25 protein-coding genes are annotated in these 24,863 nt (G+C 63.5%); 15 read left to right on the top strand and 10 right to left on the bottom strand.

From position 1 onward, the window contains the following. Positions 1–2 precede the first annotated feature (2 nt). From KYK29_RS14380 to KYK29_RS14370, 3 genes are all read right to left on the bottom strand, one after another. Positions 3–980, bottom strand: a complete 978-nt coding sequence (locus KYK29_RS14380) for a nickel/cobalt transporter (protein WP_254691598.1) — start codon at positions 978–980, stop codon at positions 3–5. Beyond that, positions 974–1,615, bottom strand: coding sequence for a DUF1007 family protein (locus KYK29_RS14375; protein ID WP_437437257.1), 642 nt, complete (start codon positions 1,613–1,615; stop codon positions 974–976). The genes KYK29_RS14380 and KYK29_RS14375 overlap by 7 nt, the downstream gene beginning before the upstream one ends. 87 nt (positions 1,616–1,702) lie before the next feature. Continuing rightward, entirely contained in the window at positions 1,703–2,608 is a 906-nt protein-coding gene (locus KYK29_RS14370) for a LysR family transcriptional regulator (RefSeq protein ID WP_254691596.1), read from the bottom strand. A gap of 544 nt (positions 2,609–3,152) precedes the next feature. Between KYK29_RS14370 and odc2 the strand changes: the two genes are divergently transcribed. Continuing rightward, a complete protein-coding gene (gene odc2 / locus KYK29_RS14365; RefSeq protein WP_254691595.1) occupies positions 3,153–4,286 on the top strand; it encodes an ornithine/lysine decarboxylase in 1,134 nt (377 codons plus the stop codon). A gap of 85 nt (positions 4,287–4,371) precedes the next feature. Continuing rightward, the gene (locus KYK29_RS14360; RefSeq protein ID WP_254691594.1) at positions 4,372–4,965 is read left to right on the top strand and encodes a GNAT family N-acetyltransferase; all 594 of its coding nucleotides are present in this window, start codon (positions 4,372–4,374) and stop codon (positions 4,963–4,965) included. An 82-nt stretch (positions 4,966–5,047) separates the two neighbouring features. Here KYK29_RS14360 and KYK29_RS14355 read toward each other — a convergent pair whose 3' ends face one another. After that, entirely contained in the window at positions 5,048–6,220 is a 1,173-nt protein-coding gene (locus tag KYK29_RS14355) for a hypothetical protein (RefSeq protein ID WP_254691593.1), read from the bottom strand. Between the two features lie 248 nt (positions 6,221–6,468). Between KYK29_RS14355 and KYK29_RS14350 the strand changes: the two genes are divergently transcribed. Further along, on the top strand, positions 6,469–6,768 hold the full coding sequence (locus tag KYK29_RS14350; RefSeq protein WP_254691592.1) for a hypothetical protein: 300 nt from the start codon (positions 6,469–6,471) through the stop codon (positions 6,766–6,768). A gap of 103 nt (positions 6,769–6,871) precedes the next feature. On the opposite strand, the gene KYK29_RS14345 is transcribed toward KYK29_RS14350, so the two are convergent. From KYK29_RS14345 to KYK29_RS14335, 3 genes are all read right to left on the bottom strand, one after another. Next, the gene (locus KYK29_RS14345) at positions 6,872–7,861 is read right to left on the bottom strand and encodes a WD40 repeat domain-containing protein (protein WP_254691591.1); all 990 of its coding nucleotides are present in this window, start codon (positions 7,859–7,861) and stop codon (positions 6,872–6,874) included. After that, on the bottom strand, positions 7,861–8,973 hold the full coding sequence (locus KYK29_RS14340; RefSeq protein WP_254691590.1) for a CobW family GTP-binding protein: 1,113 nt from the start codon (positions 8,971–8,973) through the stop codon (positions 7,861–7,863). Before KYK29_RS14340 ends, KYK29_RS14345 begins: the two co-directional genes overlap by 1 nt. A gap of 119 nt (positions 8,974–9,092) precedes the next feature. Next, positions 9,093–9,884 carry a creatininase family protein gene (locus tag KYK29_RS14335; RefSeq protein WP_254691717.1) on the bottom strand — a complete coding sequence of 264 codons (792 nt, stop codon included), beginning with the start codon at positions 9,882–9,884 and terminating at the stop codon, positions 9,093–9,095. 104 nt (positions 9,885–9,988) lie between these two features. Here KYK29_RS14335 and KYK29_RS14330 point away from each other — a divergent pair, with 104 nt between their 5' ends. The 4 genes from KYK29_RS14330 (at position 9,989) to KYK29_RS14315 (ending at position 13,098) form a co-directional block, all read left to right on the top strand. Then, complete coding sequence (locus KYK29_RS14330) at positions 9,989–10,537, top strand: MarR family winged helix-turn-helix transcriptional regulator (protein ID WP_254691589.1); 549 nt, start codon at positions 9,989–9,991, stop codon at positions 10,535–10,537. A gap of 49 nt (positions 10,538–10,586) precedes the next feature. After that, positions 10,587–11,615: a LacI family DNA-binding transcriptional regulator gene (locus tag KYK29_RS14325; RefSeq protein ID WP_254691588.1), complete on the top strand. Its 1,029-nt coding sequence runs from the start codon at positions 10,587–10,589 to the stop codon at positions 11,613–11,615. Between the two features lie 25 nt (positions 11,616–11,640). Continuing rightward, complete coding sequence (locus tag KYK29_RS14320; RefSeq protein WP_254691587.1) at positions 11,641–12,606, top strand: 2-hydroxyacid dehydrogenase; 966 nt, start codon at positions 11,641–11,643, stop codon at positions 12,604–12,606. Between the two features lie 84 nt (positions 12,607–12,690). Further along, positions 12,691–13,098, top strand: a complete 408-nt coding sequence (locus KYK29_RS14315; RefSeq protein ID WP_254691586.1) for a hypothetical protein — start codon at positions 12,691–12,693, stop codon at positions 13,096–13,098. Between the two features lie 29 nt (positions 13,099–13,127). Here KYK29_RS14315 and KYK29_RS14310 read toward each other — a convergent pair whose 3' ends face one another. Then, positions 13,128–13,907 (bottom strand): gamma-glutamyl-gamma-aminobutyrate hydrolase family protein, encoded by a 780-nt coding sequence (locus tag KYK29_RS14310; protein ID WP_254691585.1) that lies wholly within the window; start codon positions 13,905–13,907, stop codon positions 13,128–13,130. 452 nt (positions 13,908–14,359) lie between these two features. Between KYK29_RS14310 and KYK29_RS14305 the strand changes: the two genes are divergently transcribed. From KYK29_RS14305 to KYK29_RS14280, 6 genes are all read left to right on the top strand, one after another. After that, entirely contained in the window at positions 14,360–16,669 is a 2,310-nt protein-coding gene (locus KYK29_RS14305; RefSeq protein ID WP_254691584.1) for a putative bifunctional diguanylate cyclase/phosphodiesterase, read from the top strand. Between the two features lie 178 nt (positions 16,670–16,847). Further along, complete coding sequence (locus KYK29_RS14300; protein ID WP_254691583.1) at positions 16,848–17,600, top strand: N-acyl amino acid synthase FeeM domain-containing protein; 753 nt, start codon at positions 16,848–16,850, stop codon at positions 17,598–17,600. 229 nt (positions 17,601–17,829) lie between these two features. Continuing rightward, positions 17,830–18,054, top strand: a complete 225-nt coding sequence (locus tag KYK29_RS14295) for an aa3-type cytochrome c oxidase subunit IV (RefSeq protein WP_254691582.1) — start codon at positions 17,830–17,832, stop codon at positions 18,052–18,054. Positions 18,055–18,136: 82 nt separating this feature from the next. Beyond that, positions 18,137–19,285, top strand: coding sequence for a Re/Si-specific NAD(P)(+) transhydrogenase subunit alpha (locus tag KYK29_RS14290; RefSeq protein WP_254691581.1), 1,149 nt, complete (start codon positions 18,137–18,139; stop codon positions 19,283–19,285). Next, complete coding sequence (locus tag KYK29_RS14285; protein WP_254691716.1) at positions 19,285–19,695, top strand: proton-translocating transhydrogenase family protein; 411 nt, start codon at positions 19,285–19,287, stop codon at positions 19,693–19,695. Before KYK29_RS14290 ends, KYK29_RS14285 begins: the two co-directional genes overlap by 1 nt. Before the next feature lie 9 nt (positions 19,696–19,704). After that, positions 19,705–21,102, top strand: a complete 1,398-nt coding sequence (locus KYK29_RS14280; RefSeq protein ID WP_254691580.1) for an NAD(P)(+) transhydrogenase (Re/Si-specific) subunit beta — start codon at positions 19,705–19,707, stop codon at positions 21,100–21,102. Here the strand turns inward: KYK29_RS14280 and KYK29_RS14275 are convergent. Beyond that, on the bottom strand, positions 21,083–21,706 hold the full coding sequence (locus KYK29_RS14275; RefSeq protein WP_254691579.1) for a UbiX family flavin prenyltransferase: 624 nt from the start codon (positions 21,704–21,706) through the stop codon (positions 21,083–21,085). The two genes, KYK29_RS14280 and KYK29_RS14275, sit on opposite strands and share 20 nt — an antisense overlap. Further along, positions 21,703–23,214, bottom strand: a complete 1,512-nt coding sequence (locus KYK29_RS14270) for a UbiD family decarboxylase (RefSeq protein ID WP_254691578.1) — start codon at positions 23,212–23,214, stop codon at positions 21,703–21,705. Before KYK29_RS14270 ends, KYK29_RS14275 begins: the two co-directional genes overlap by 4 nt. Positions 23,215–23,322: 108 nt before the next feature. On the opposite strand from KYK29_RS14270, the gene ubiT reads away from it, so the two are divergent. Further along, positions 23,323–23,832 carry a ubiquinone anaerobic biosynthesis accessory factor UbiT gene (gene ubiT / locus KYK29_RS14265; protein WP_254691577.1) on the top strand — a complete coding sequence of 170 codons (510 nt, stop codon included), beginning with the start codon at positions 23,323–23,325 and terminating at the stop codon, positions 23,830–23,832. Beyond that, complete coding sequence (gene ubiU / locus KYK29_RS14260; protein ID WP_254691576.1) at positions 23,823–24,800, top strand: ubiquinone anaerobic biosynthesis protein UbiU; 978 nt, start codon at positions 23,823–23,825, stop codon at positions 24,798–24,800. The genes ubiT and ubiU overlap by 10 nt, the downstream gene beginning before the upstream one ends. Positions 24,801–24,863: the final 63 nt, after the last annotated feature.

Below are 24,863 nucleotides of genomic sequence, written 5' to 3'. Positions count from 1 at the left end.
CCCTATAGTTGCAGGGATGCGCCGAGCAGCAGCAGGCCGAGCACCAGAACAAGCGCTGCGCCGCCGATTTCGATGATGGATCCGACCCTGGCCGCAGCCGATCCCGTGCCGGCGAAACGAACGGCTGCTCCTTTCGCCGTGACGGCGAGCGTGGCGAGGAGGGAAACGGTGATCGCCGTCCCGATGGACATGGCGACGACGGCCAGGATCCCGCCCAGATAAAGACCGTTGAGAAGCGCGAAGCTGAGCACGATCAGCGCGCCGGAGCAGGGTCTGAGGCCGACCGCGATGATGGCCGACCATGCCTCGCGCAACGCGAAACGGTCTCCCTTGAGGAGGCTCGGATCCGGCGCATGGGCATGGCCGCAGGTCGTGCAGATCTCGCCGTGGGCATGGTGGTGATGATTGTCGTGATCATGCCCCGCGGAAGCGGTCTCCTGTGGCCTCGGACGCAGTTTGCGATAGAGAAGCCAGGCTCCGAAAAGGGCGATCAGCGCATAGCTCGCCGTTTCCAGCGCCCGTGTCGCGTCGGTCATCGAGACGGTGGTGCCGCGCAGGAACAGATAGGCCGCCCCGACCAGCAGGATCGCGACCAGACCTTGCAGCAAGGCGGAAAGAAACGACAGCGTCACGCCACGCTTCAGCTCCAGCTCGTTTGCCAACATGTAGGAGGATATGACGGCCTTGCCGTGGCCGGGGCCGGCGGCGTGGAAGACCCCATAGGCGAATGACAGAAAGACGAGCGTCGAGGCCGCCATGGGGTTGTCGCGCATTTCCTTCAGCGCGCCCGTCATCATCCGGTAGAAGCCCTGTTGCTGGGCATTGATCCAGGCAAAAAGCCCGCCGAAGGGGCCGCCGAGATTGAGGCCCGGTTCGGCAGTGCCGATCCCCAGCGGCGATTGGGCATAGGCCATGCTGATGCCGGCGGCGAAGGCAAGGGCAAGACCTGTGGCGAAAAGGGCGCTCCTGCGCATCAGCATGTAACCTCCAGCCGTGTGGCGAAAAGCTTGGACATGTCGGTGCCCATCGGGTCGTTGAAGAAGGCTTCCGTCAGGCTTGCCTGGTTTTCGGCGAGAACCTCATCCGGATCGGGTCGCACGACCGTCGTGCGGCAGGCCGTGAATTCATCCCCGACGGTCACCAGATCGTCGTCCGACACGAAATCCATGGATGCATACATGGTGGGATCGTAGACGCCGAAGGTCAGCTTGCCCTTTAGCGGCATGTTCTCGGCGGGTTTCAGCGTGAAGAACATCAGGAGCTGGCCATCCTTGTAATCCACATGGATGGTGTCCGGCTTGGCGACCTTTATGGCCTTTCCGTCTTCGGTGATCGACGTGTAATAGCTGAATTCTTCAAGCGATTCGAGAACCGTCCGGCCGATTTCCGCCAGTTCATCGGCGTCGAGCTGGAGATTGGAGTTCGTATCGAAATCCATCACGACGCTGGCGGAGAACATCTCGTCGAAGCGCCAGACGTTGCGCAGCTCCGTGACCGTGCCGCCCTCTCCCGCCACGACTTCCAGCCGGGCCTCGGCGAAAATATGCGGATGCGCGGCGGCGACGGCGGGCGCAAGGAGGGAAAGACCGGCAACGACCGGCAAAAGGCGCTTCATGATCATGGATCCCGGCGGGTGGAGCGACGAATCGCAAGCTTCAATGCCCTGCAAATGGGTCGGAATTGGGATTCTCGGCAAGCCGTTTCATTTCTCGACGCCGGCATTGCGCCGGAACCAGTTCGAAAGAAAGTCCACGAGTGTCCTGACCTTCGCGGGCAGGTAGCGCCGATGCGGATAGATCGCGTAGATGCCGCGATCGGTGGGCCGAAAATCTTCCAGCAGCGGGATCAGCGCGCCCGAATCGATATAGCTGCGGGTGATGAAGGCCGGCGCCTGGGTGATGCCGATGCCGCTTATGGCGGCGCGGACGCTGGCTATCGGACTGTTGACTTCGATCTGGCCGCTGACGGGCACGCTGAAACTCTGCCCCTTTTCATCGACGAAACGCCAGTTGTTATAGGACTTGCCGTTGGTGTCGATAATGCAGGGCAGGCGGGAAAGCGCCGATGGATGGTCGATCGAGCCGATCTGTTCGAGCAGTTCCGGCGAGGCGCAGACCGTGAGGTGGAAATCGCAGAGCTTGCGGGCGATCAGGGCGGAATCCTCCAGCCGGGTGATACGGATCGCGATATCGAACCCTTCCTCCACGAGATCCACGAAGCGATCGTCCGCCACGACTTCCAGTGACAATTCCGGGTGTTCCTTGCCGAAATCGATCAGCGACTGGCCGATTTCGGCATCGACGAAGGTTCGCGGCGCGGAAACCTTCAGCCGCCCGCGCAGGTCGGTGTTGTTCTTGCGCACGAGATCGGCGAGATTATCGATCTCCTTCAGGATATCCGACGCGGTGCGATAATAGATGTGGCCGGCTTCCGTCATCGAGAACTGGCGCGTCGTGCGATTGATGAGCAGCGCTCCGAGGTCATCCTCGAGTTCGCGCACATATTTGGAAAGCAGGGCCTTCGAACGGCCGGTCTTGCGCGAGGCGGCGGAAAAGCCTTCGGCATCCACGACGTCGATGAAAGCGCGGATGCGGGTCAGGGTGTCCATGGGTTTCCACTCGATTGTTGGCGCCGGGTATGCGGCGCGGGGTGAGGCCTGTCGGGCGATTGTCGCGGCCGGCCATGATTTTTCAATAGCGGGCGGCAAAAAACGCTTGATTGCGACAGGGAATTTTCCTATCTCCCGATTTGCCCAAAGTCGCACGTGCCTGTGGGTGTCCGCCGACCCTCGATTTGGTGAGGATCATCGGTAAGGTACCTGGACCTAACCGCTCCAGTCGCTCTTCCGGCCAACCGGAAAAGTTGAGGACACCTTGAAGCAACGACGGTGCGGGCCTTTCTGGTCTCTGTCGACTTTCCATCCGTCGGCGTTACTGAAGAGGCACACCTTCATTGCCGGACGTGCGGTCGGGTTTTCCCACCAATCCATGGCAGACAAAGCCGGATTGAAGCCTAGGCGGGCTTCGATCCATCGTTCGCGCAGCATGCGCACGTCTGGTTCCGGGGTCTCCACCGGCTGGTTCCAGAGCGTGATCGCATATGCCCTTTGTCCTCCGGTTTTCCGGAGCAGTCTGGATCAGGGAAACACCGCCATGACCACCGCACGCATTGCCGATTTCCTCGCCACCCGACGTCCCGAAGGCCCTTGCCTTGTGGTCGACCTCGATGTCGTGCGCGACAATTTCACGGCGTTCCGTCATGCGCTGCCCGACAGCGCCATCTATTATGCCGTCAAGGCCAACCCCGCGCCGGAAATCCTGCGGCTTCTCGCCAGCATGGATTCCAGCTTCGATTGCGCTTCCGTCGCCGAAATCGAGATGGCGCTTGCCGCCGGCGCCACGCCTCGCCGCATTTCCTACGGCAACACGATCAAGAAGGAGCGCGATATCGCCAGGGCGCATGCGCTCGGCGTCGGCCTTTTCGCCGTCGACAGCCACGAAGAGGTCGAGAAGATCGCCCGCGCGGCCCCGGGCGCGCGCGTCTTCTGCCGCGTGCTGACGGACGGCGAGGGCGCGGAATGGCCGTTGTCGCGCAAGTTCGGTTGCGTGCCCCAGATGGCCGTCGACGTTCTCGTCTATGCTCATCAGCTCGGTCTCGTTTCCTATGGCGTCTCGTTCCATGTCGGTTCGCAGATGACGAAGCTCGACGCCTGGGATGCGGCGCTTGCCGACGCCCGCCGTGTCTTCGTCTCACTCGCCAAGCAGGGCATCGAACTGAAGATGGTCAACATGGGCGGCGGGTTCCCGACCAAATATCTCCGCGACGTGCCGACGGCCGAAGCCTATGGCAAGGCGATCTTCGCGGCGCTGAAGAAGCATTTCGGCAACCGTATCCCCGAAACCATCATCGAGCCCGGCCGCGGCATGGTGGGCAACGCCGGCGTGATCAAGGCGGAGGTCGTTCTCGTCTCGAAGAAGTCGGATAACGACAGCCATCGCTGGGTCTTCCTCGATATTGGCAAGTTCGGCGGCCTCGCCGAAACCATGGACGAGGCGATCCGCTATCCGATCCGCACGCCGCGCGACGAGGACCGGATGGAACCCTGTGTGCTCGCAGGGCCGACCTGCGATTCGGCCGACGTGCTCTATGAGAAGAACATGTATCCGCTGCCGGTCACCCTTTCGATCGGCGATGAGGTGCTGATCGAGGGCGCCGGAGCCTATACGACGACCTATTCGGCCGTCGCCTTCAACGGTTTCGAACCGCTGAAGGCTTACGTCATCTGAACGACGGCGCTTCCGCTGCGAGGCAAGCGCCGTACATCCCTTCATCGGACGCCGTCTGAAACGGTTTTGGGCAGAGGAGGCCGGGATGGCCGCTGTTCTTGAGTCTGTTCGCGCGCTCTTCGCGGAGACCTTCACGATCGATGCCGAAAACGCCGGCGACGTGGTCGCGCGGGAGCGCCTGCTCGATCGCGCCATGGGCGAAGGCCGGTTTGGCAAGTCCTCGGAAAAGCTGCGCTTTGGCCGCCTGCCTGCTGAAGGGCTGGCGCTGGTCGCGCGCGATCCGGAGCATCGTGTCATCGGAACGGTCCGGTTGTGGCATATCGCGGCCGGCGTCGGCGGCGATGGCGAGGCCGTGCCGGCATTGCTGCTCGGCCCGCTTGCGGTTTGCCCGGAGAATGCGGGCAGGGGAATCGGCGGCGCATTGATCCGCGCGGCGCTCCGGGAGGCCCGCGACAGGGGGCACGGCGCCGTATTCCTCGTGGGCGACCCCGGCTATTACCAGCGGTTTGGCTTTTTCGCCGAGAACGCCGGTCATTTCGTCATGCCGGCTCCTTTCGAGCGCCATCGTTTTCTTGCGCTGGAATTGCGTGAAGGATGGCTGGAAGGTGGGGCGGGAATGCTGGTTGCGAACGGGACGCGCCTGTCGTCCCTTGGAAGGCAGGACAGGATGGCGATGTGACCCTTCGCCGCCCGCAGGCGCAAGCGGCGGCGGACGATCGGACCCCTTCGATCCGGAAATGCCGGGCGAGCGTGCCGGGAATTCAGAAAGCGCCGGCGATCCGCGCGGTCAGGGCATCGCTCCTGAAGTCCGCCGCCCGGTCGCTTTCGCGCCGCATGAGGCGGCTGTATTCGAGGAGGAGAGCATGCCTGTCGTCGAACCCGAGGGTCAGCGTCGCAGCCAGCGTGCGGGTGCGCGTGCCATAGGCATAATAGAGCCAGTCGCTATCCGCCTGTTCGAAGGCGAGGCCCGCCTTCAGGCGATCCGTCAGGGCGGTCTCGATGGAAAGGCCGGCGCTGCGGACATGCTCGCCTAGCGCATCGTCCAGATCGGAAAAGCGCGTATCCTCGCCGAACCGCGCGGTCAGGGCCAGTCCCTCGCGCGGCCGCCAGGTCGCCTCGGCCTTGAGAAAGGGGCGCATACGGCGCACGCTCTTGCCGAGATAATCGCTGTCGACATTCACGACGCCGATTTCTCCCAGCAGCGTCAGGCTGTCGCCGATCTGGCGGCCGTAGGCGAGGGAACCGCGCAGGGCTTGCGCGGGAAAGCGGTCGTGGCGTTCCCGTTCGCCGCTTGCGATGAGGCTGGCGCGATACTGCACTGTCGCTCCGATCTCTCCGCCGAGGAGAGGGCGGATATGGCCAGCGGTCATGTCCAGCAGGTTTTCGTCGGCTTCCAGTTGCGTCGGACGCAGGGCGGCAAGGGTGAAACGTGCGCGATGACGATCCAGACCTGAAAAGGCGGCGGTGAAATGGCTCTTTCCGCCGCCGCGTTCGACGGAAAGGCCGGCGCTCGCCGCATGAGCGACATCCGTCTTGCGATAGCCGATAAGCGCGCCGGGAAGAGCGAGGAAGACATCGCCGCTGCGGCGATATTCGAGGCCGCCCTTCAGCGTCAGGGAGATGTCCCCGGCAAGATCCCGACGGTAACCGCTTTCGACCCCGATGGTCTGCTGGTCGGCAAAGCGATAGCGCGGCACGCGGCGTCCACTTGCGGAGATAGCATAGTCGAAACCGGAATCTTCCAGTTCCAGGGTGCCACGCAATCCAAGCCTGGTCTCGCCATAGCCGGCGGACAAGGCTGTCGTGTCCTGGAAGATGTTCGAACTGCCGCCACCGCCCACGCTGTAATGGTAGTTCACTGCCGGCTCGGCCTGCACCGAAGTGCTTGCCGCGAAGGCCAGCATCATCCCCATCACACCGCCGTTCACCCGCATGGCCGCGATTTCCTTCCGTGTCTCCGGGAGGAAATCCTGCGGGAAGATGGTTAATAAACTACCATGGGTAGCATTATTGGTTCTCTATGGATAAATTTCCCGCAATGAGAGTATTTCATAGTAAATCGTTAAACTTGTCTACGTTATGGTTAACTGTTTCCTATGATCCGGGAAAGCGGTTGAGTAAATCTGCATCACATATACTCTCGGTTGTGCGAAATGGATCGCACAACCTAAGGAGAGAGACCATGCAGAAGACCCGGACCCTCATCATCGCCACCGTCGCGGTTGTCGCTTTTGCCGGCCAGGCTTCCGCCGGCGGCCTGCTCGGCCTCGGCATCCTCGGCAACAAGACGGGCGGCATCATTGTCGCCCCGAATGTCGGCGTGGGTGTCGGCAACATTCTCAGCGACAACAAGGGCAACAACACCAACGTCCTGAACGGGGTTCTGAGCGGAAACCTGTCGGGGATCCTGAACGGGGTCGGCATCCTCAACAGCAGCAGCAAGGACAGCGGTGACTGCGGCTGCAAGAAGCGTCGCCGCTGATCGTCCGTGCGGCAGCCGGAATGAGGAAACCCGGGAGAGCAGGTGCTCTCCCGGGTTTCCCGTTGAAAAATCCCGACACGATCGCGTCGAATGGCCGGCGGTTCTATCCGGCGATGTCCACGACGCCGCAATCGCCCGCCTCGCTGGCGAAGGCGAGCAGCTTGCCGTTACCGCTCCAGGCAAGCGAGGTGATAGCGCCCTTGCCGGGTCTTCGCAGCAGTACCTCGCGGCTGTCGGTGAAGCGGGCGGCCAGCACCATCCCGTCCGAATAGCCGATGGCGACCACATCCTCGACCGGATGACAGGCGACGGCGGTGACCATCACCTCGCCACGGGTGCCAAGTTCCAGCGGGGCTTTGCCCATCGGCCCGTCCTTGGAGGAGAAAGGCCAGACGATTGCCGCCGGTGCGCCGGACGAGGCCAGCCATTTTCCCCTGGCCGACCAGGACAGCGATTTCACCTTCGCCGGATAACCGGTCATGCGCATGTGGCGCGTATCGGCATCCGGCTTGCTGTCGAGTTTCCAGCCGTGCAGCGCATTTTCCTGCATGCTGGTCACGAGGAAGCGACCGTCGGGCGAGAAGGTGACGGCGTTATGCGCCCCCTTCCATTCGAGGTCGACAGGCGGCGAAGCCGCGGCCACCCAGTGCAATGACGCGCCATTGTAGCGTGCCACGCCGATCCGCAGACCCTTGGGCGCGAAGGCGAGACCTTCCACCGTCCGGGCTTCGGGAAACTCCCTGACGGTGCCATCGGCGAGGCGAACCCGGCCTGTGCGGCCTTCGGCGAAGGCAACGGCGCCTTGCGGCCCGGCGGCCACGACCGAAATCCATTTGCGGGGAACGCTGGCCAGTTCCTCGACCGAGCCATCGGCGGCAATGCGCAGTACACGGCCATCCTCGCCGCCGGTGACGAGCGTATTGCTCGCCCCGTCGCGCGCGCAGGCAAGCAGCCCTTCATGGGCCTCGGTCACCTTATGACCGTGATCCAGCCGGTGAATGGCGCCGCTGGCGGCGGCGAAGAACGGAATGTCGCCCAGAAAGGCGGCGGAGAGCACATGGCCCTCGATATCGAGCGGGGCGACGGTCGGCATCAGCGGGCTTGCGCCTCGCAGGCCTTGAAGGTGCGCTCGATCTTCTCGCGATCCAGGTCACGGCCGATGAAGACGAGCCGGCTTTCACGCTTCTCGCCTTCGTTCCAGGGTCGCTGATGGTCGCCCTCGACGATCATATGCACGCCCTGCACGACATAGCGTTCGTCGTCGCCGGTAAAGGCCATGATGCCCTTGAGGCGCAGGATGTTCGGTCCGTCCGTCTGGGTGATCTTCTGGATCCAGGGGAAGAACCGCTCCGGGTTCATCTCGCCGCCGCGCAGCGAGATCGACTGCACCGTGACGTCATGAATGGGGGATGCGTCGTGATGGTGATGGTGGCCGTGATCATGGTCATGGTCATGGTCATGGTCATGGTCATGGTCATGGTGGTGATGATCGTGGCCGTGATGATCATGATCGCAATCCGGCCCGCAGACGTGATCGGGATGGTCGTGGTCGAGGAAATGCGGATCGTTCTCGAGGGCGCGTTCCAGGTTGAACGCCCCCTGATCCAGAACCTTCGTCAGGTCGATCTCGGAACGGGTGGTGCGATGGATGCGGGCGGAGGGATTGATGGCGCGTACCGTCGCCTCGACCTGCGCCAGTTCCTCCGGCGTCACGAGATCGGTCTTGTTGACGAGCACGACGTCGGCGAAAGCGATCTGGTCTTCGGCCTCGCGCGAATCCTTGAGGCGCAGCGGCAGATGCTTGGCGTCGACAAGGGCGACCACCGCGTCAAGCTCCGTCTTGGCGCGGACGTCGTCGTCCATGAAGAACGTTTGCGCCACGGGAACCGGATCGGCAAGCCCCGTGGTTTCCACGACGATGGCGTCGAATCGGCCGGGCCGGCGCATCAGTCCCTCGACGACACGGATCAGGTCGCCGCGCACCGTGCAGCAGATGCAGCCGTTGTTCATTTCGTAGATTTCCTCGTCGGATTCCACGATGAGGTCGTTGTCGATGCCGATCTCGCCGAATTCATTGACGATGACGGCGTATTTCTTGCCGTGATTTTCCGTCAGGATGCGATTGAGAAGCGTGGTCTTGCCGGCGCCGAGATAGCCGGTGAGCACGGTGACGGGAATGGGCCGGGGGGATGCGGTTTCGGTCATGGGAGCCTCGCGCGATGTCGGGACGCTTCTGGCGTCCGGTTGCGATTGATATAGGAGATCGGGCCGGCGAGCGCAAACAGGAGGGGCCGTGTTTTTCGCTTGCGGGAAGCGACGCCTTCTCAGCGAAGCATGTCGGTGTCGAAGGCGGCCACATCCTCGAAAAGGGCGGTGAGACCGCTCACCGCATGGGCGAGCAACTGCTCCCCCTTGGCGGCGGTCGCGGCACTTGCATCGCCGGCGACGCCGGCGGCGTTGAGGTCGGACATCTTCCAGCCGAAGGCATGCGGGCCATAGGCGCGCAAATGCGTGAAACGGCGCGCGAACTCGGCCTGCCGCGAGCCGAAGCGCTCCGCATGTTCCATGCGCACCAATCCGGGATGAAGCGCCAGCATGACGGACGTCTCGATATCGCCGCCGTGAATGTCGAGCGCCTTGTCCTGCGGGCTGATCCAGCCCTCCGGCTGGCCGAAGCGAGTCCAGCTCGTCGCGACCGCCAGCATGGAAAAACGTATCCGCGCCTCCGTGGCGACGATCGTCATCAGCGGCGAATTGCCGCCGTGGGCGTTGAGCATCACGAATTTGCGAATGCCGAGCTTGGAAAGGTCTCCCGCCATGCCAATCCATCGGTCGATGGCTTCGGCATAACCGAGCGAGCGCGTTCCCGGCACATCGAGATGCTCCGGCGAATAGCCGACCGGCTCGGTGGGCAGAAAGGTGACCGGCAGGCGTTGCGGCAAGGCCGCGGCAAGGCGGGCGGCGATACCCTCGGCAATCAGCGTGTCCGTTTCCAGCGGCAGGTGGGGTCCGTGACCCTCATGCGCGCCGAGCGGCAATACGGCGATCCAGCCTGCGCGCTCCTGCGGCGCAAGAGCCGGGTCGTTGTCTTCCCATCGCCTTTGGGGATGCGCCATCGCGCCCGCTCCGTTCCTGACTTGCGGCATCGCTCTTTCCTCTGTCATACAAGGCATTGCTTGCGATGCAAGGGCGCGACGACGTTCGGAAGAGGCAAGGATCGATGGGCAAGAAGAACAAGGACGGCAAGAAGGACAAAGCGGGCAAGGACAGGACGGGCAAGGACAAGCAGCGCGAGCCGGCCAGCGGCGCGGGTCTGGCCAGCGCCGTCGTCAACGCCTCCCGTTCGTTGCGGACGGTGCTGTCGCGCAATCTTCTGGCGACGGGTCTTTATGCCGGGCAGGACGGTGTTATCCTGGCTTTGGCGGAAGAGGGGGGATTGACCGCCGGCGCGCTTGCCGGCCGCCTCGGCGTCAAGGCGCCGACGATGACCCGCACCATCGGGCGGCTGGAGGCGCAGGGGTTCGTGGAACGCCGGCCCGACGAGGCGGACGGGCGGCTGACCGTCGTTCATCTCACCAAAGCCGGTAAGGCGTCCGTCGAGCGCATCGCCGAGGCCGCCAGGCTCAGCGAACGGCAGGCCGCCGAAGGTTTCAACGACAAGGATGTGCGTGCCGTCATCAAGCTCTTGCGGGCGATGGACGAAAATCTGCGGGCCAGCCTCCCCGATGCACCACGCGCCGGCGGCAAGACGGTTGCGGAGAAGTTTTAAACTATTTAAATAGCGATTTTAAACGGCCGTCACGCGCTGGGGGGAGATTGTGGCACAGAAGGTCAAGCTATCGACCATCGCGGAAACGCTCGGCGTTTCCACGGCTACCGTTTCGCTTGCGCTGAGGGACAGTCCGCTGGTCGCCGCGGCGACGCGGGAACGGATCAAGGAGCAGGCGCGCTCGCTCGGCTATATCTACAATCGCCGCGCCGCCAGTCTGCGCACGTCGCGCTCCGGCATTATCGGCGTCGTGGTGCACGACATCATGAACCCGTTCTATGCCGAAATTCTCAAGGCCATCGAAAGCGAACTCGACCGTGACCGGCAGACCTTCATCCTGTCGAACCATTACGACTCGGTCGAAAAGCAGCGAAATTTCGTGGAGACGCTGCTGCAACTCGGCGGCGACGGCGTCATCATGTCGCCGGCCATCGGCACGCCGCCGGAGGATATCCGGCTGGCCGAGGACAACGGCATGCCGGCGATCCTGATCGCCCGCTCGGTCGACGGCCTGGACGTGCCGATCTTCCGCGGCGACGATACCTACGGGATTTCGCTCGCCACCAATCACCTGATCGGGCTGGGACACCGGGTCATCGCCATGATCGGGGGCACCGATCAGACGTCCACCGGCCGCGACCGCTACCAGGGGTATGTCAATGCCCTGCGCAAGGCCAATATCGAGGTCGATCCGGATTTGCGTATCCCCGGCCCCCGCACCAAGCAGGGCGGCTTCGAGGCGGCGGTCCATTTTCTCTCGCTACCGCAAAAACCGACGGCGGCCGTCTGCTGGAACGATCTCGTCGCCATCGGCCTGATGAACGGCATCGCCCGGGCGGGCCTCGTTCCGGGGCGTGACGTCTCCGTCACCGGCTACGACGATCTGGAAGAGGCGTCGATCGCCACACCGGCCCTGACCACCGTCTGGAATGGCCAGTCCGAGGTCGGGCGCAGCGCGGCGCGTGCACTGCTCGACAAGCTGTCCGGAAGCCACGAGCCGGACGGAATCCATCTCATCAAGCCCGAAATGCGCATCCGGCAGTCCACCGAGCCGCTGAAACCGCAATCCGACGGCTAACGCCCCTAAAGACAGGAGACGCTTCATGGCGGAAAAAGTCCGCATCCTCGTGCCGGGCGCAATCAACGCCCGCGTTCTGGACGCGCTTTACGACCGGTATGACATCATCCGGATCGACCGGGCCGATCCCGCACTCGTGCCGGCGGATGTCGCCGGGACGATCCGGGGCGTGGCTGTTTCCGGTACGTTCGGCGCGCCGATGTTCGCCCATCTGCCCAATCTGGAGATCGTCGCGAGCTTCGGCGTCGGCTACGATGGCGTGGACGTCAAGGCGGCGGCGGCCCACGACGTCGTGGTCACCAATACGCCCGACGTGCTCGATGACGAGGTTGCCGACACCACGATCGGCCTGCTTATCAATACCGTACGGCAGCTTCCACAGGCCGAGGCGTGGCTTCGCGCGGGTCGCTGGGCTCGCGAAGGCGCCTTTCCGCTGACGCCGCTCAGCCTGCGCGGCCGCAAGGCGGGTCTTTATGGCCTTGGCCGGATCGGCGGCGCCATCGCCGAGCGTCTCAAGGGCTTCGGAATCGAGATCGCCTATCATACCAGGCGCAAACGGGACGACGTGCCCTATGCCTATCACCCGACGCTCAAGGAACTGGCGGCGGCGGTCGATATCCTGATCGCCATCGTGCCGAAGACGCCGGACACCCATAAGACCGTCGACGCCGACATCCTGGAGGCGCTCGGGCCGAACGGCGTGTTCATCAATGTCGGGCGGGGCTGGACCGTGGATGAGGAAGCGCTCGCTTCGGCGCTTGAAAAGGGCGTCATCGCCGCGGCCGGCCTCGATGTCTTCCAGGACGAGCCGAATGTGCCGGAAGCTTTCCTTAAGTTGCCCAATATCTCGCTTCTGCCCCATGTGGCCTCCGCATCGGTGGTGACGCGCGACGCCATGGCCGGGCTTGTGGCGGAGAACGTGATCGGCTGGTTCGAGCGGGGCGGGCCGGTGACGCCCGTACCGGAAACGCCCGTCTCGGCGAGAGGGTGAACCAGGCGCAAGCTTTCGTTAACCTTCCCGCAAGTTTCCGGGCGCATGGTCGAAAGACCGTCGAATCGCCATGGAGGCTTCCGCATGAAAACGCTGACCGTCGTCGCCGTGGCCGGTGTGGCCTCTTTCGGCACTTGGCTGATGGCCGGTTCCGGGGAGCCGGCCATCGACCCGATCGTCTCCCATTCGGTGCCCGCGCACGCAAATACGCACGCCTACACGATCTCCAATATCGTGGCGAAGACCGCCTGTCTTGCCGAGCGGGGCGAAAAGCTTTCCGGTCGCAGCGAGGCTTTCACCGCCGGCCCGGATTGCGATGCGGTATGGCCGGGCCTGTCGAGGGCGCGGACATGGATCAACAATGGCGACGGCACGATGGATGTGGCCGATACGCACGGCGAGGCGATCCTCACCGTGGCGGATGGCGACGGGCTTGCCTATGAGGCGGTCGAGCCGCTCGACGCGCTCTTGACCTTCGTTCCGGCGGACTGAAGCCGCCGCAGCGTGTTTGCGCGGCGGCGCTATTCCGCGGCCGCGCGCCGCGCAGCATCGCGTTTCGTCGCCGCATAATCGCGTGCGGCCCTGCCGAAAGCCGCAAACAGACGGTTGGAAGGCTGATCGGAACCGACCCAGTATTCCGGATGCCATTGCACGCCGACCGCGAACGCCTTCGCGCCAATGACGGAGACCGCTTCGATCGTCCCGTCTTCGGCGACCGCCTCGACGGCAAGCCCCGGAGCCGTTTTCGCAATCGCCTGACGGTGGAGGGAGTTGACGCTGATCTCGCCGGCGCCCAGCACCGAGGCGAGACAGCTGCCTTCCTTGACGACAATCTTCTGGCGAATGCCATAGGCCACGTCGAGGTCCGGCGTATCGGGCTTGCGATGATCCCAGATGCCCGGCTGCTCCTGGATTTCGCTGGCCAGCGTTCCGCCGAGGACGACATTGAGTTCCTGCAAACCGCGGCAGATCGCCAGAAGCGGTATGCCGCGCTCCAGTGCACGGCGAATGAGCGGCAGGCTGGTGGCGTCACGGGCCGGATCGAACGGGCCGTCGGCCTCCGAAGCCGCCTCGCCGTAAAGGGAGGGGTGCAGGTTGGTGCGCGATCCGCTCAGCAGAAGCCCGTCGACACGGTCGAGAATTCCATCGATGTCATTGCCCGTTTCCTGCGCGGGCACGAGAAACACCATGACGTCGGCGCCATTGACGGCGGCGCGGACATATTGGTTGGGTGTCGCCTGCCAGACATTGCCTTCGATCTCCCGGATATCGGCCGGGATCGCGACGACGGGTTTGGACATGAGGGTCTCCGGAAAATGAAATACGAAATGAAGATTTGATATCAAATCCAGGGACAGTCAATTCCTTATTTCCGGCGAAAAGACGGCATCTTCCGGCGCCGGAAGAACGCGGTCCGTTTCCCGCGACGCGCGAAACCCCGGAATCTTGGCATGCGCCATGGAAGAACGGTTAACCAAAGGGCCTTAAATACGCTTATGCACTGTAAAAATTCTGCTGACGAATAATTCAACTCCTGTCGTCGAAAGCTCATGAAGTTGCATAAACAGCCTATGATGGGTTGTGTATTGCTCGCGACAATGGCAATACTACAAGAGAAAGTTGCGCGTACCGGAGGCTGGTTGCAAATGCCCCGGCAAGGAGGACGATTGTCCTTCGCATCGGATAATTTCCCGAAATCATTCATTAAATGTTGGCCGGTAACCCTCAACGATCAAAAGGGGGTGCTGAGCCCATGAAAGACCAGGGTCAAACCGTACTGCCGGCCGACGTTTATCTGTCGTTCGTCAGTTCTCTTTACGGAAATCGCCAGACCCTGTTCGTGGGCATGATCTCGCATGTCATCACGTTTTCCTTCGTCTATACGAAGACCTCCGATCCGTTTTTTCTGGTTTGCAGCGCTCTGGTGATGCTTGTGTGGTCCTTGCGGGCGCTCGGCATGCGGCGCTTCGACAGAGTGAATACCGCCGAGCTCGATATGGGCGGCATTCGCTACTGGGAGAACTGGTACAATAGTGGTGCGGTCGCCACGACGCTCGTCCTGGGATCGGCCTGTACCTACAGCCTCCTCGTCAGCCGCGATGCCTTTGCCGAACTCGCCTGCATTTCGGTGACGTTGGCCACGATGGTTTCGGTCGTCGGCCGCAATTACGGCTCCAGGCGTACCGTGGACTATATCACGCTGTCGGCATGCATTCCGATGGTCGCGGGGTTCCTGGCCCTTCAGGATTTCTATCACGCCGTCCTTGCGGTGCTGATCCTCCCCTTCATCCTGACGACGCGCGCGATGGCCAACGGCGTGCGCACCTTCCTCTATGAGAACGTGCTGGCCGCCCGCAAGATCGCCGTCATCGCCGATCGTTTCGACACCGCGCTGAACAACATGCCGCACGGGCTGTTCATGCTCGATGCCGACCATCGCATCCTCGTCGCCAACCGGCGGGCCTGCGAATTGCTGCATCTCGGCAATCAGGATCGCCTCAAGGATTGTCATCTCGACGTGGTGCTTCGCTACGGCGTGCGCAACGCATTCCTGAGCGCGGAGCAGAGCAACGCGGTCCTGCGTCAGCTCGACGAACTGCTGCGCGGGGAGCGCTCGCGGGCGCTTGTCGAGGTGGTCGAGGGGTTCCATCTCGAATTCACCGCATCGCGGCGGGAAAGCGGCGGCGCCGTGCTGATCTTCGAAGATGTGACGGCCCGGGTACGCGCGGAAAACAAGATCCTGCACATGGTGCGTTTCGACAGTCTGACCGGTCTGCCGAACCGCGCCTGGTTTGCCGAACTGGTCCAGACGTCGCTCAATACGCGCAAGAAATCCGGGACGGTCGGCCTCATGGTTCTGGATGTCGATGATTTCAAGCATGTCAACGACATGCGGGGTCATGTCACCGGCGACCGGCTGCTCTGTGCGATCGCCGATCGCATCGCCCGGGCCTGCGGCGACAGGATCATCGCCGCCCATCTGATGGGCGACGAATTCTTCGTGTTCTTTCCGAACGAGACGAACCGGCGCGACCTCGAGAACCGCATGCGGCAATTCCATGCCGACCTTCGCGGAGCCTATGAGGTCGGCGGGGCGACCCTTCAGGTTTCTTTCAGTGCCGGTTGCGTGACCGTGCAGAGCGCCGATTTCCGGCTGGAGGAAATGCAGATCCGGGCGGACCTTGCGCTGTTCGAGACCAAATCGCGCGCCAAGGGCGGCCTCACGCTGTTCGAGCAGGAGATGGACGCCCGCTACGTCGACCGGCAGAAGCTGAAGGAGGATCTGCGCGAGGCGCTGGCCGGCGACATGCTCTCGGTCGCCTACCAGCCGATGTTCAGGCCCGACGGTCTTCGTATCGAATGCTGCGAGGCGCTGGCGCGCTGGACGCATCCGGAACGCGGGCCGGTCCCGCCGGGCCTTTTCATCAAGGTTGCCGAGGAAATGGGGATCGTCTCCCAGATCACCCGGTCGGTGATCCTGCGGGCCTGCGCGGATTGCGTCGGCTGGCCCGAGCATATGAGCGTCTCCGTGAACCTGTCGGTGCAGGACCTGCACAGCAGCACGCTGATCGATCTCGTGACCGAGGCGCTGGAGAAGGCGGGACTTGCGCCACACCGGCTGCATCTGGAGGTGACGGAGAGTTGTCTCATGGAGGAGCCCGTCAAGGTACGGATGATCCTCCAGGAACTGCGGGCGCGGGGCATCACCATCGCCATCGACGACTTCGGCACGGGCTATTCAAGCCTCAGCTATCTCGACCAGCTGCCGCTCGACATCATCAAGATCGACCGGTCTTTCGTCTGCAACATCAGTGAGGACGCGCGTCGTTTCAAGCTTCTGCGCGGCACGGTCAACCTGGCGCGGGAACTCGATCTGCGCATCGTGGTGGAAGGCGTTGAGACGCGCGAGCAGCTTGCGCTGCTCAATAAATACGATTGTGCCGATCTGGTTCAGGGCTACGTCTTCGCCGCGCCAATGCCGGTCGAGGCGATCCGGGATCTCCAGGAAACGCTGGCCTGCAAGGGCCGCCCGCCCGCCCGCCGCCGCCATCAGATCGCCTGAACCCTTCCATGGCCGGATGCTGACAAACGGAATTCTAATTTAGCGTTAACGATCTGTTAACCTTAATAAATAGTAATTTACACAAATTGTCCCGAATGGGAGATTGTATGCCTTATGGCGCGATGACGCCGTGGAGGCAGTGGGGCTCATGGGGACAATGATCGGCGTGGAAGCGAGGATGAATCGCTTCTCGGACAAGCTTCTCGAACTTCTCGACCGGGTTGAATACCGTCGGGTTGAGACCGGCGAGGACATGGAGGATGTGGCGCGCATCCGCTTCAAGGCCTACAAGATGGCCGATATCCTGCCGCTCAAGGGCAATACGCTCGTCGACGACATCGACTTCGACAGCCACGCCTATGTTTTCGGGATTTACTACGACGAGCGCCTGATCTCGACCGTGCGGCTGCACCATGTAACGCCGGAGCACCGGGTCAGCTCGTCCGGCTCCATCTTCCCGAACGAGATCAACGCGTTTCTCGATGCGGGAATGTCGCTGATCGATCCGGTGCGGCTTGCCGCGGATCCCGAAGTGCTGAGCGAGATGCCGGCCATTCCCTATCTGACGCTGCGCATCGCGACGATGGCGACGGATTATTTCGAGGTCGACCGTTGCCTGCAACTCGTCAAGCCCCAGCATGCGGCGTTCTACAAGCGGGTGTTCGACGCCGACACAATCGTTTCTCCGCAGGGAAACTGCGGCGATTACAATATCGATCTCACGCTGATGGCGACGCGCACGAAGGAAACCCTGCCGCCGCTCTACAGGCGCTTTCCCTTCTTCAAGTCCGAACCCTATGAGCGGCGCATGCTTTTCGCCCGGGGCGCGGATGCGCCTTTCAGCCCGCTCACCGTGCGGCCGACGGCGCGCCGGGCCCACTTCGGCGGCAGCGATCGCATTCAGATTTCCGGCCTGTCGCAGGGCGGCTGAAGCAATTCCGGCGAAAGCGGGAACCGGTTTTGTGCCAGCGGGGCGGTCTCATGGCCGCCCTGTTTTCATCTGCGCCCAATCGGCACGGTTCCGCAGCTTGCCGTTGCGCTTTGCGCCGCCATTGTGTATGGCCTGAGCGATATGAGGGAGCATGCCTGTCGGATTCGGAGGATCGTCGTGTCCTGTCGGCTTTCGGGCATGTCGCGGCAGGTTTTTAGGAGAGACGAATATGGCTGAACATCATGGCGGACCGGCCGAACTCGGCGCGCCGATGGACTATCCCGAGCATGAGAAGACCTATAACTTCTTCATCAACGCCGCCAAGTTCGGCACGTTGTTCTGCGTCACCATTCTCATCGCCATGGCGGCCGCCTTCTTCACCAGCGCGGGCTTCTTCTCGGCGCTGCTGCTGATGATCATCCTCAACGTTCTGGGATATTTCATCCTGCGCTGATACCGGCTTTCCGGCGGCGGACCGAGGACGCCCGGTTCCGGGGTCCTGACCCATCACGACCAGACTCGAGGAGGAGCGGTTTGTGACTGATTGCGTATTCGTGCCCAAGGAATTCGACCTTGCGGAAGGGCGTGTTGCGGCATCCCCCGACAGCGTGAAAAAAATGAAGGCCCTTGGCCTCGACGTGGTCGTCGAAGCCGGCGCAGGCCTGCGCTCGCGCATCCTCGATGCCGATTTCGAGGCCGCCGGTGCGCGGATCGGTTCGGCCGCGGACGGAGCGGCGGCGGATGTCATCCTGAAGGTGCGGCGGCCCGTGAAATCCGAAATCGCCGGTTACAGGTCCGGTGCGACCGTCATCGCCACCATGGATCCCTACGGCAATGACGAGGCCGTCGCCGCGATGGCCGAGGCCGGGCTGTCCGCCTTCGCCATGGAACTGATGCCGCGCATCACCCGGGCGCAGTCGATGGACGTCCTTTCCTCGCAGGCCAACCTTGCGGGCTATCAGTCCGTCATCGACGCAGCCTACGAATTCGACCGCGCCATGCCGATGATGATGACGGCGGCGGGCACCGTGCCGGCGGCGCGGATCTTCGTCATGGGCGCGGGCGTCGCCGGCCTTCAGGCCATCGCGACCGCGCGCCGGCTCGGAGCCGTCGTCTCGGCGACGGACGTTCGCCCGGCCGCCAAGGAACAGGTCGCCTCGCTCGGCGCGAAGTTCATCGCCGTCGAGGACGAGGAGTTCAAGGCGGCGGAGACCGCCGGCGGTTACGCGAAGGAAATGTCGAAGGAATATCAGGCGCGGCAGGCCGAACTGGTCGCCGCCCATATCGCAAAACAGGATATCGTCATCACCACGGCGCTCATTCCCGGCCGTCCGGCGCCGCGTCTTGTCACGCGCCAGATGCTGGCGTCGATGCGGGCCGGCTCCATCGCGGTCGATCTTGCCGTCGAACGCGGCGGCAACGTCGAGGGGGCGATTGCCGGCGAGATCGTCGAGGTGGAAGGGGTCCGGGTGATCGGTCATCTCAACGTCGCCGGTCGCATCGCCGCCTCCGCCTCGCTGCTCTACGCCAAGAACCTCGTCACTTTCCTGGAGACCATGGTCGACAAGGAAAAGAAGGCCCTTTCGCTCGATCTCGAGGACGAACTGGTGAAGGCGACGCTGCTCACGCACGCCGGCGCCGTCGTCCATCCGAATTTTGGCGCGGTGAGCAGGGAGATCGCATGATGGCCAACGAACTTCTGGACAAGGCGATCGTCGAACTCGAACGGGCCGTCGAAGCCGTACGCGTCGCATCGGAATATCTTCCGGATGCGACCGGCGTGATGGCGCATGGGGTATCGGGCGGGGCAATCGATCCCTTCGTCTTCCGTTTTGCGATCTTCGTGCTGTCGATCTTCGTCGGCTATTATGTCGTCTGGTCGGTGACGCCGGCGCTGCATACGCCCTTGATGGCCGTTACCAACGCGATCTCCTCGGTGATCGTGGTGGGCGCGCTGCTTGCCGTCGGCATCTCGCTTTCCGGCATGGCCACGGGCTTCGGCTTCGTGGCCCTGGTTCTGGCATCCGTCAATATCTTCGGCGGCTTCCTCGTCACCCAGCGCATGCTGGCCATGTACAAGAAAAAAGAGAAGTGAGGACGGCCGATGTCTGAAAACCTCGCAGCCTTCCTGTATCTCGTTTCCGGCGTGCTTTTCATCATGGCGCTCCGCGGCCTGTCGCATCCCACGACCAGCCGCCGCGGCAACATGCTCGGCATGACCGGCATGGCCATCGCCATCGGCACGACGCTGCTGCTCGCCATGCCGTCCTTCGGCGGCCTTGCGCTGATCGTGCTCGGCCTTGCCGCCGGCGGCGGGGTCGGCGCCTATATCGCCCGTTCGATCCCGATGACCTCCATGCCGCAACTCGTCGCCGGCTTCCACTCGCTCGTCGGCCTTGCCGCAGTGCTGGTCGCCGCCGCCGCGCTCTATTCGCCGGTCTCTTTCGGCATCGGCGAAATCGGTTCCATCCACGGTCAGGCGCTGGTGGAAATGGCGCTCGGCGCCGCCATCGGCGCGATCACCTTCACCGGCTCGATCATCGCCTTCCTCAAGCTCGACGGGCGTATGTCCGGCAAGCCGATCATGCTGCCCTTCCGGCATGTCATCAATGTCGTGCTGCTTGCGGCGATCGTCTTCTTCATCGTCGGGCTGACGCTGTCGGAAAGTCATTTCGACTTCTGGCTGATCGTCGTCCTCGCGCTCGTTCTCGGCGTGCTGATCATCGTTCCGATCGGCGGCGCGGATATGCCGGTCGTCGTCTCGATGCTGAACTCCTATTCGGGCTGGGCTGCGGCCGGCATCGGCTTCACGCTCGGCAATCTCGCGCTGATCATCACCGGGGCGCTCGTCGGATCGTCGGGCGCGATCCTCTCCTACATCATGTGCAAGGGTATGAACCGCTCGTTCATCTCCGTCATTCTCGGGGGCTTCGGCGGCGAGACGGCGGCGGCGGCCGACGACGGCATCCAGCGCAGTGTAAAGCAGGGTTCGGCCGACGATGCGGCCTTCCTGATGGCGAATGCCTCCAAGGTCATCATCGTGCCGGGCTACGGCATGGCGGTGGCGCAGGCTCAGCATGCGCTGCGCGAGCTGGCCGACAAGCTCAAGGAGCAGGGCGTCGAGGTGAAATATGCGATCCATCCGGTCGCAGGCCGCATGCCGGGTCATATGAACGTGCTGCTGGCGGAAGCCAATGTGCCCTATGACGAGGTTTTCGAGCTGGAGGATATCAACTCGGAATTCGCGCAGGCCGACGTGGCCTATGTCATCGGCGCCAACGACGTGACGAACCCGGCCGCGCGCGACGACAAGACCTCGCCGATCTACGGCATGCCGATCCTGGACGTGGACAAGGCCAAGACCTGCCTCTTCGTCAAGCGCTCCCTCGGCTCCGGCTATGCCGGCATCGACAACACGCTGTTCTACAAGGACGGCACGATGATGCTGCTGGGCGACGCGAAGAAGATGACCGAGGATATCGTCAAGGCCATGAATCACTGATCCGGACATTCTCCGGATCGGAATGGAAATCCCCGCCTTCCCAGCTCCTTGCCAGAGGGGAGCGGCCAAGGGCCAGGAGGTCGATGGCGCGTGCGGCGATATGGTCGACGATCTCGGCGACCGACTGCGGGCGATGGTAGAATGCGGGAACGGGCGGCATCACGATGGCCCCCATCTCCGTCACCGCGCACATGTTTCGCAGATGACCGAGATGCAGCGGCGTTTCACGGGCGATGAGCACCAGCCGACGACGCTCCTTCAGTTGCACGTCGGCGGCGCGCGTCAAAAGCGTATCGGTGCGGCCGGTGGCGACCGCTGAAAGCGTCTGCATGGAGCAGGGAGCGACGATCATGCCGCGCACCGGGAAGGAACCGCTGGCGATCGACGCGCCGATATCGCCGATCGGATGATGATGGCGGACGAGAGGCAGAAGCGCCGCAAGCGCGCCTGCTCCGCATTCCAGATCGAGCGTACGCCGCGCCGCGTCGGAAACGACGAGATGGGTCTCGATGCCCGGCAGGGCGGCAAGCCGCTCGACGACCCGCTTGCCGAGGGCAGCCCCCGAGGCTCCGGAAATACCGACGATAACCCGCTCGACGCTCATCGCGCCGTCTCTTGCAGGCCGAGGGAGGTCCACAGACCGTCGACCCGGGCGATCACGTCCGGCGTCATCGCGAGCACACGGCCCCATTCGCGGTCGGTCTCGCCGCCGATCTTCGTGGTGGCATCCAGTCCGAGCTTGCCGCCAAGGCCGGATTTCGGGGAGGCGAAATCGAGATAGTCGATCGGCGTGTTTTCCACGACCATCATGTCGCGGCTCGCGTCGAAGCGGGTGGAAAGCGCCCAGATCACGTCCGGCCAGCTTTTCACGTTGATGTCCTCGTCCACGGCGATGATCAGTTTCGTGTAGTTGAACTGCGGCAGCATGGACCAGAGGCCCATCATGACCCGGCGCGCCTGACCCGGATAGCGCTTGTCGATGGAAACGACCATGGCGCGATAGGAGCAGGCCTCCGGCGGCAGCCAGAGGTCGCGGATCTCCGGGAACTGCCGCTTCACCAGCGGTACGAAAAGCTCGTTCATCGCCTCGCCGAGCCGTGACGGTTCGTCCGGCGGGCGGCCGGTATAGGTGGAAAGATAAAGCGGGGCTTTCCGCATGGTGATTGCCGAAAGCGTGATCACCGGGAACGGTTCGACGGCGTTGTAATAGCCGGTATGATCGCCATAGGGGCCTTCATCGGCCGTCTCGCTTGCCGATACGCTGCCTTCAAGCACGATTTCCGCGCTGGCGGGGACAGGTAGCGCGACGGTCACGCCACGCGTCGTCTCCTGCCGCCGGCCGGCGAGCACGCCGGCGAAACTGAGTTCGCTCATGCCGTCCGGCAGCGGCATGACGGCCGACAGGATCGTCGCGGGATCGGCGCCGATGACGACGGCCACCGGCATATCGAGGCCAAGCGCCTGCCAGAGACGATGATGACGCGCGCCGCCGCGATGCGCCAGCCAGCGCATGACGAGCCGTTTTGGCCCTAGCTTCTGCATCCGGTAGATACCGACATTGACATCCGCCGGATCGTCCGGCGCCCGTGTGATGACAAGCGGCCAGGTGACGAGCGGGGCGGGTTCTCCCGGCCAGCAGGTCTGGACCGGCAGGCGGTCGAGGCTGGCGTCGTCGTCTTTCCAGAGGATTTCCTGACAGGGCGCGCGACGTCTCTCGCGCGGGGCCATCGACAATGCCGCCTTGAGATGCGGCAGCTTCCGCCAGGCGTCGCGCATCGAGCCGGGTGGCTGCGGATCGCGCAGATCGGCAAGGAAGGCGGCAAGTTGCGGCAGGCCGCCGGCTTCGAGGCCGAAGCCCCATTCGATCCGTTCACGGGTTCCGAACAGATTGGCGAGAAGCGGAATGGGCTGGATCCGGCCGGCGGCGTCCATCGGACGTTCGAACAGCAGCGCCGGCCCTTCCTCGGCCAGCACGCGGCGATGAATCTCGGTGATGTCGTGGACGAGCGATACGGGTTCGGAAATGCGCTTCAGCCGCGCCCGCCGCTCCAGCAGCGCGACGAAATCCTGGAGGCCGTCGAAACGGCGTGGAATGGAGGCGTCTGCTTTCATGCGGCCTGCTTGCCGGGGAAAAATCTTTCGGTCTTTGACCTGGCACAAACTCGGCGACGGCAAGGCTCCATAGGCTCCGCTTATTCGTTTCCGACACAGGCCAGGTCCATGCCATCCTTTCCGCCGTTTCTTGCAAGATCGATCGACGTCACGCCGCTGTGGCTGGTGGAGCGGGTGGCGCGGACGATCTTTTCCGGCGTCCTCAGGGCGCATCCCGATCTTTTCGAACGGCTGGGCGACTACCGGCAGACCCGATACGGCTTCGCGCCCGTCGATCTGCCGCTGCATTTCGCCGTCGTTCCGGCGACACAAAGCCTGATCGTCTCCCGGCGCGGACAGTCCCAGCCCGTCGACGCCCGCATCGAAGGGCCGCTGGTGCTCCTGCTCGGTCTGCTCGAAGGCCGCTGCGATGCGGATGCGCTGTTCTTCTCGCGGGATCTGGCGGTCACCGGCGACATGGAAGCCATGCTGGCTTTGCGCAATGCGCTCGACGACAGCACCATCGACCTGCCGCGCGAGATCGGCGCTCTGGCCGGCCCCTTTTCGCCGCTGGTCGCCGGCACCGCGCGCTATATCCGCGCCCGGGCACTGGAAGGAAGGGACGTGACATGGAACTGATCTGCCCGGCCGGAACACCCGCGGCCTTCCGGGAGGCGGTCGAAGCGGGCGCCGATGCGGTCTATTGCGGCTTTCGCGACGAAACCAACGCCCGCAATTTTCCGGGCCTGAACTTCAGCCGCCAGGAGATGCGCCAGTCGATCGGGCTTGCCCGCGGCAAGGGCGTTTCGACCTTCGTCGCGCTCAATACCTTCATGCGGGCCGGCGCCGAGGCGCTGTGGTATTCGGCGGCCGATGATGCCGTGGCGATGGGGGCCGACGCGCTGATCCTCGCCGATTTCGGCCTGATGGCCTATGTCGCCGAAAAATATCCCGACCAGCGCCTGCACGTCTCCGTCCAGGCGTCAGCCTCCAACCCCGATGCGATCCGTTTCCTTATCGAGGCCTTCGCGGCGAAGCGGGTCGTGCTGCCGCGCGTGCTCACCGTGCAGGATATCGCCCGGCTGACGCGGCAGATCGATTGCGAGGTGGAGGTCTTCGCCTTCGGCGGGCTCTGCGTCATGGCGGAAGGGCGCTGCTCGCTGTCTTCCTACGCTACGGGAAAGTCGCCCAACATGAACGGCGTCTGCTCGCCGGCCAGCCATGTGCGCTACCGGCAGGACGGGACGGACCTCGTTTCGGAGCTTGGGGCCTATACGATCAACCGCTTCGGCCCCGGCGAGGCCTCCGGCTATCCGACCCTCTGCAAGGGGCGTTTCGAGATCGGCGACGTCCAGGGCTACGCTTTCGAGGATCCCGTGTCGCTCGATGTCGTCGACCAGATCGACGCGCTGAAGGCGGCCGGCGTCTCGGCGCTCAAGATCGAGGGGCGGCAGCGCGGCAAGGCCTATGTGGCGGAAGTCGTTTCCTCGCTGAAGAAGGCGCTTGTCGCAAGTCCCGAGGAACGCGCGGCGCTCGTCGCACGGCTGCGCACGATGAGCGAAGGTCAGCGCACCACCGCAGGCGCCTATGAAAAGCGCTGGCGCTAGAGCATTTCCAGCAAAGGTGCGAAGCGGCTTTGCGTCCGGAAATGCGGCTAAAACAATAAGATA

It is taken from the genome of Shinella daejeonensis (assembly GCF_024281235.1).
Taxonomy (GTDB): domain Bacteria; phylum Pseudomonadota; class Alphaproteobacteria; order Rhizobiales; family Rhizobiaceae; genus Shinella; species Shinella daejeonensis.
Note: the sequence above shows the minus strand (reverse complement) of the source record. Positions and strands in the feature narration are given on the sequence as shown.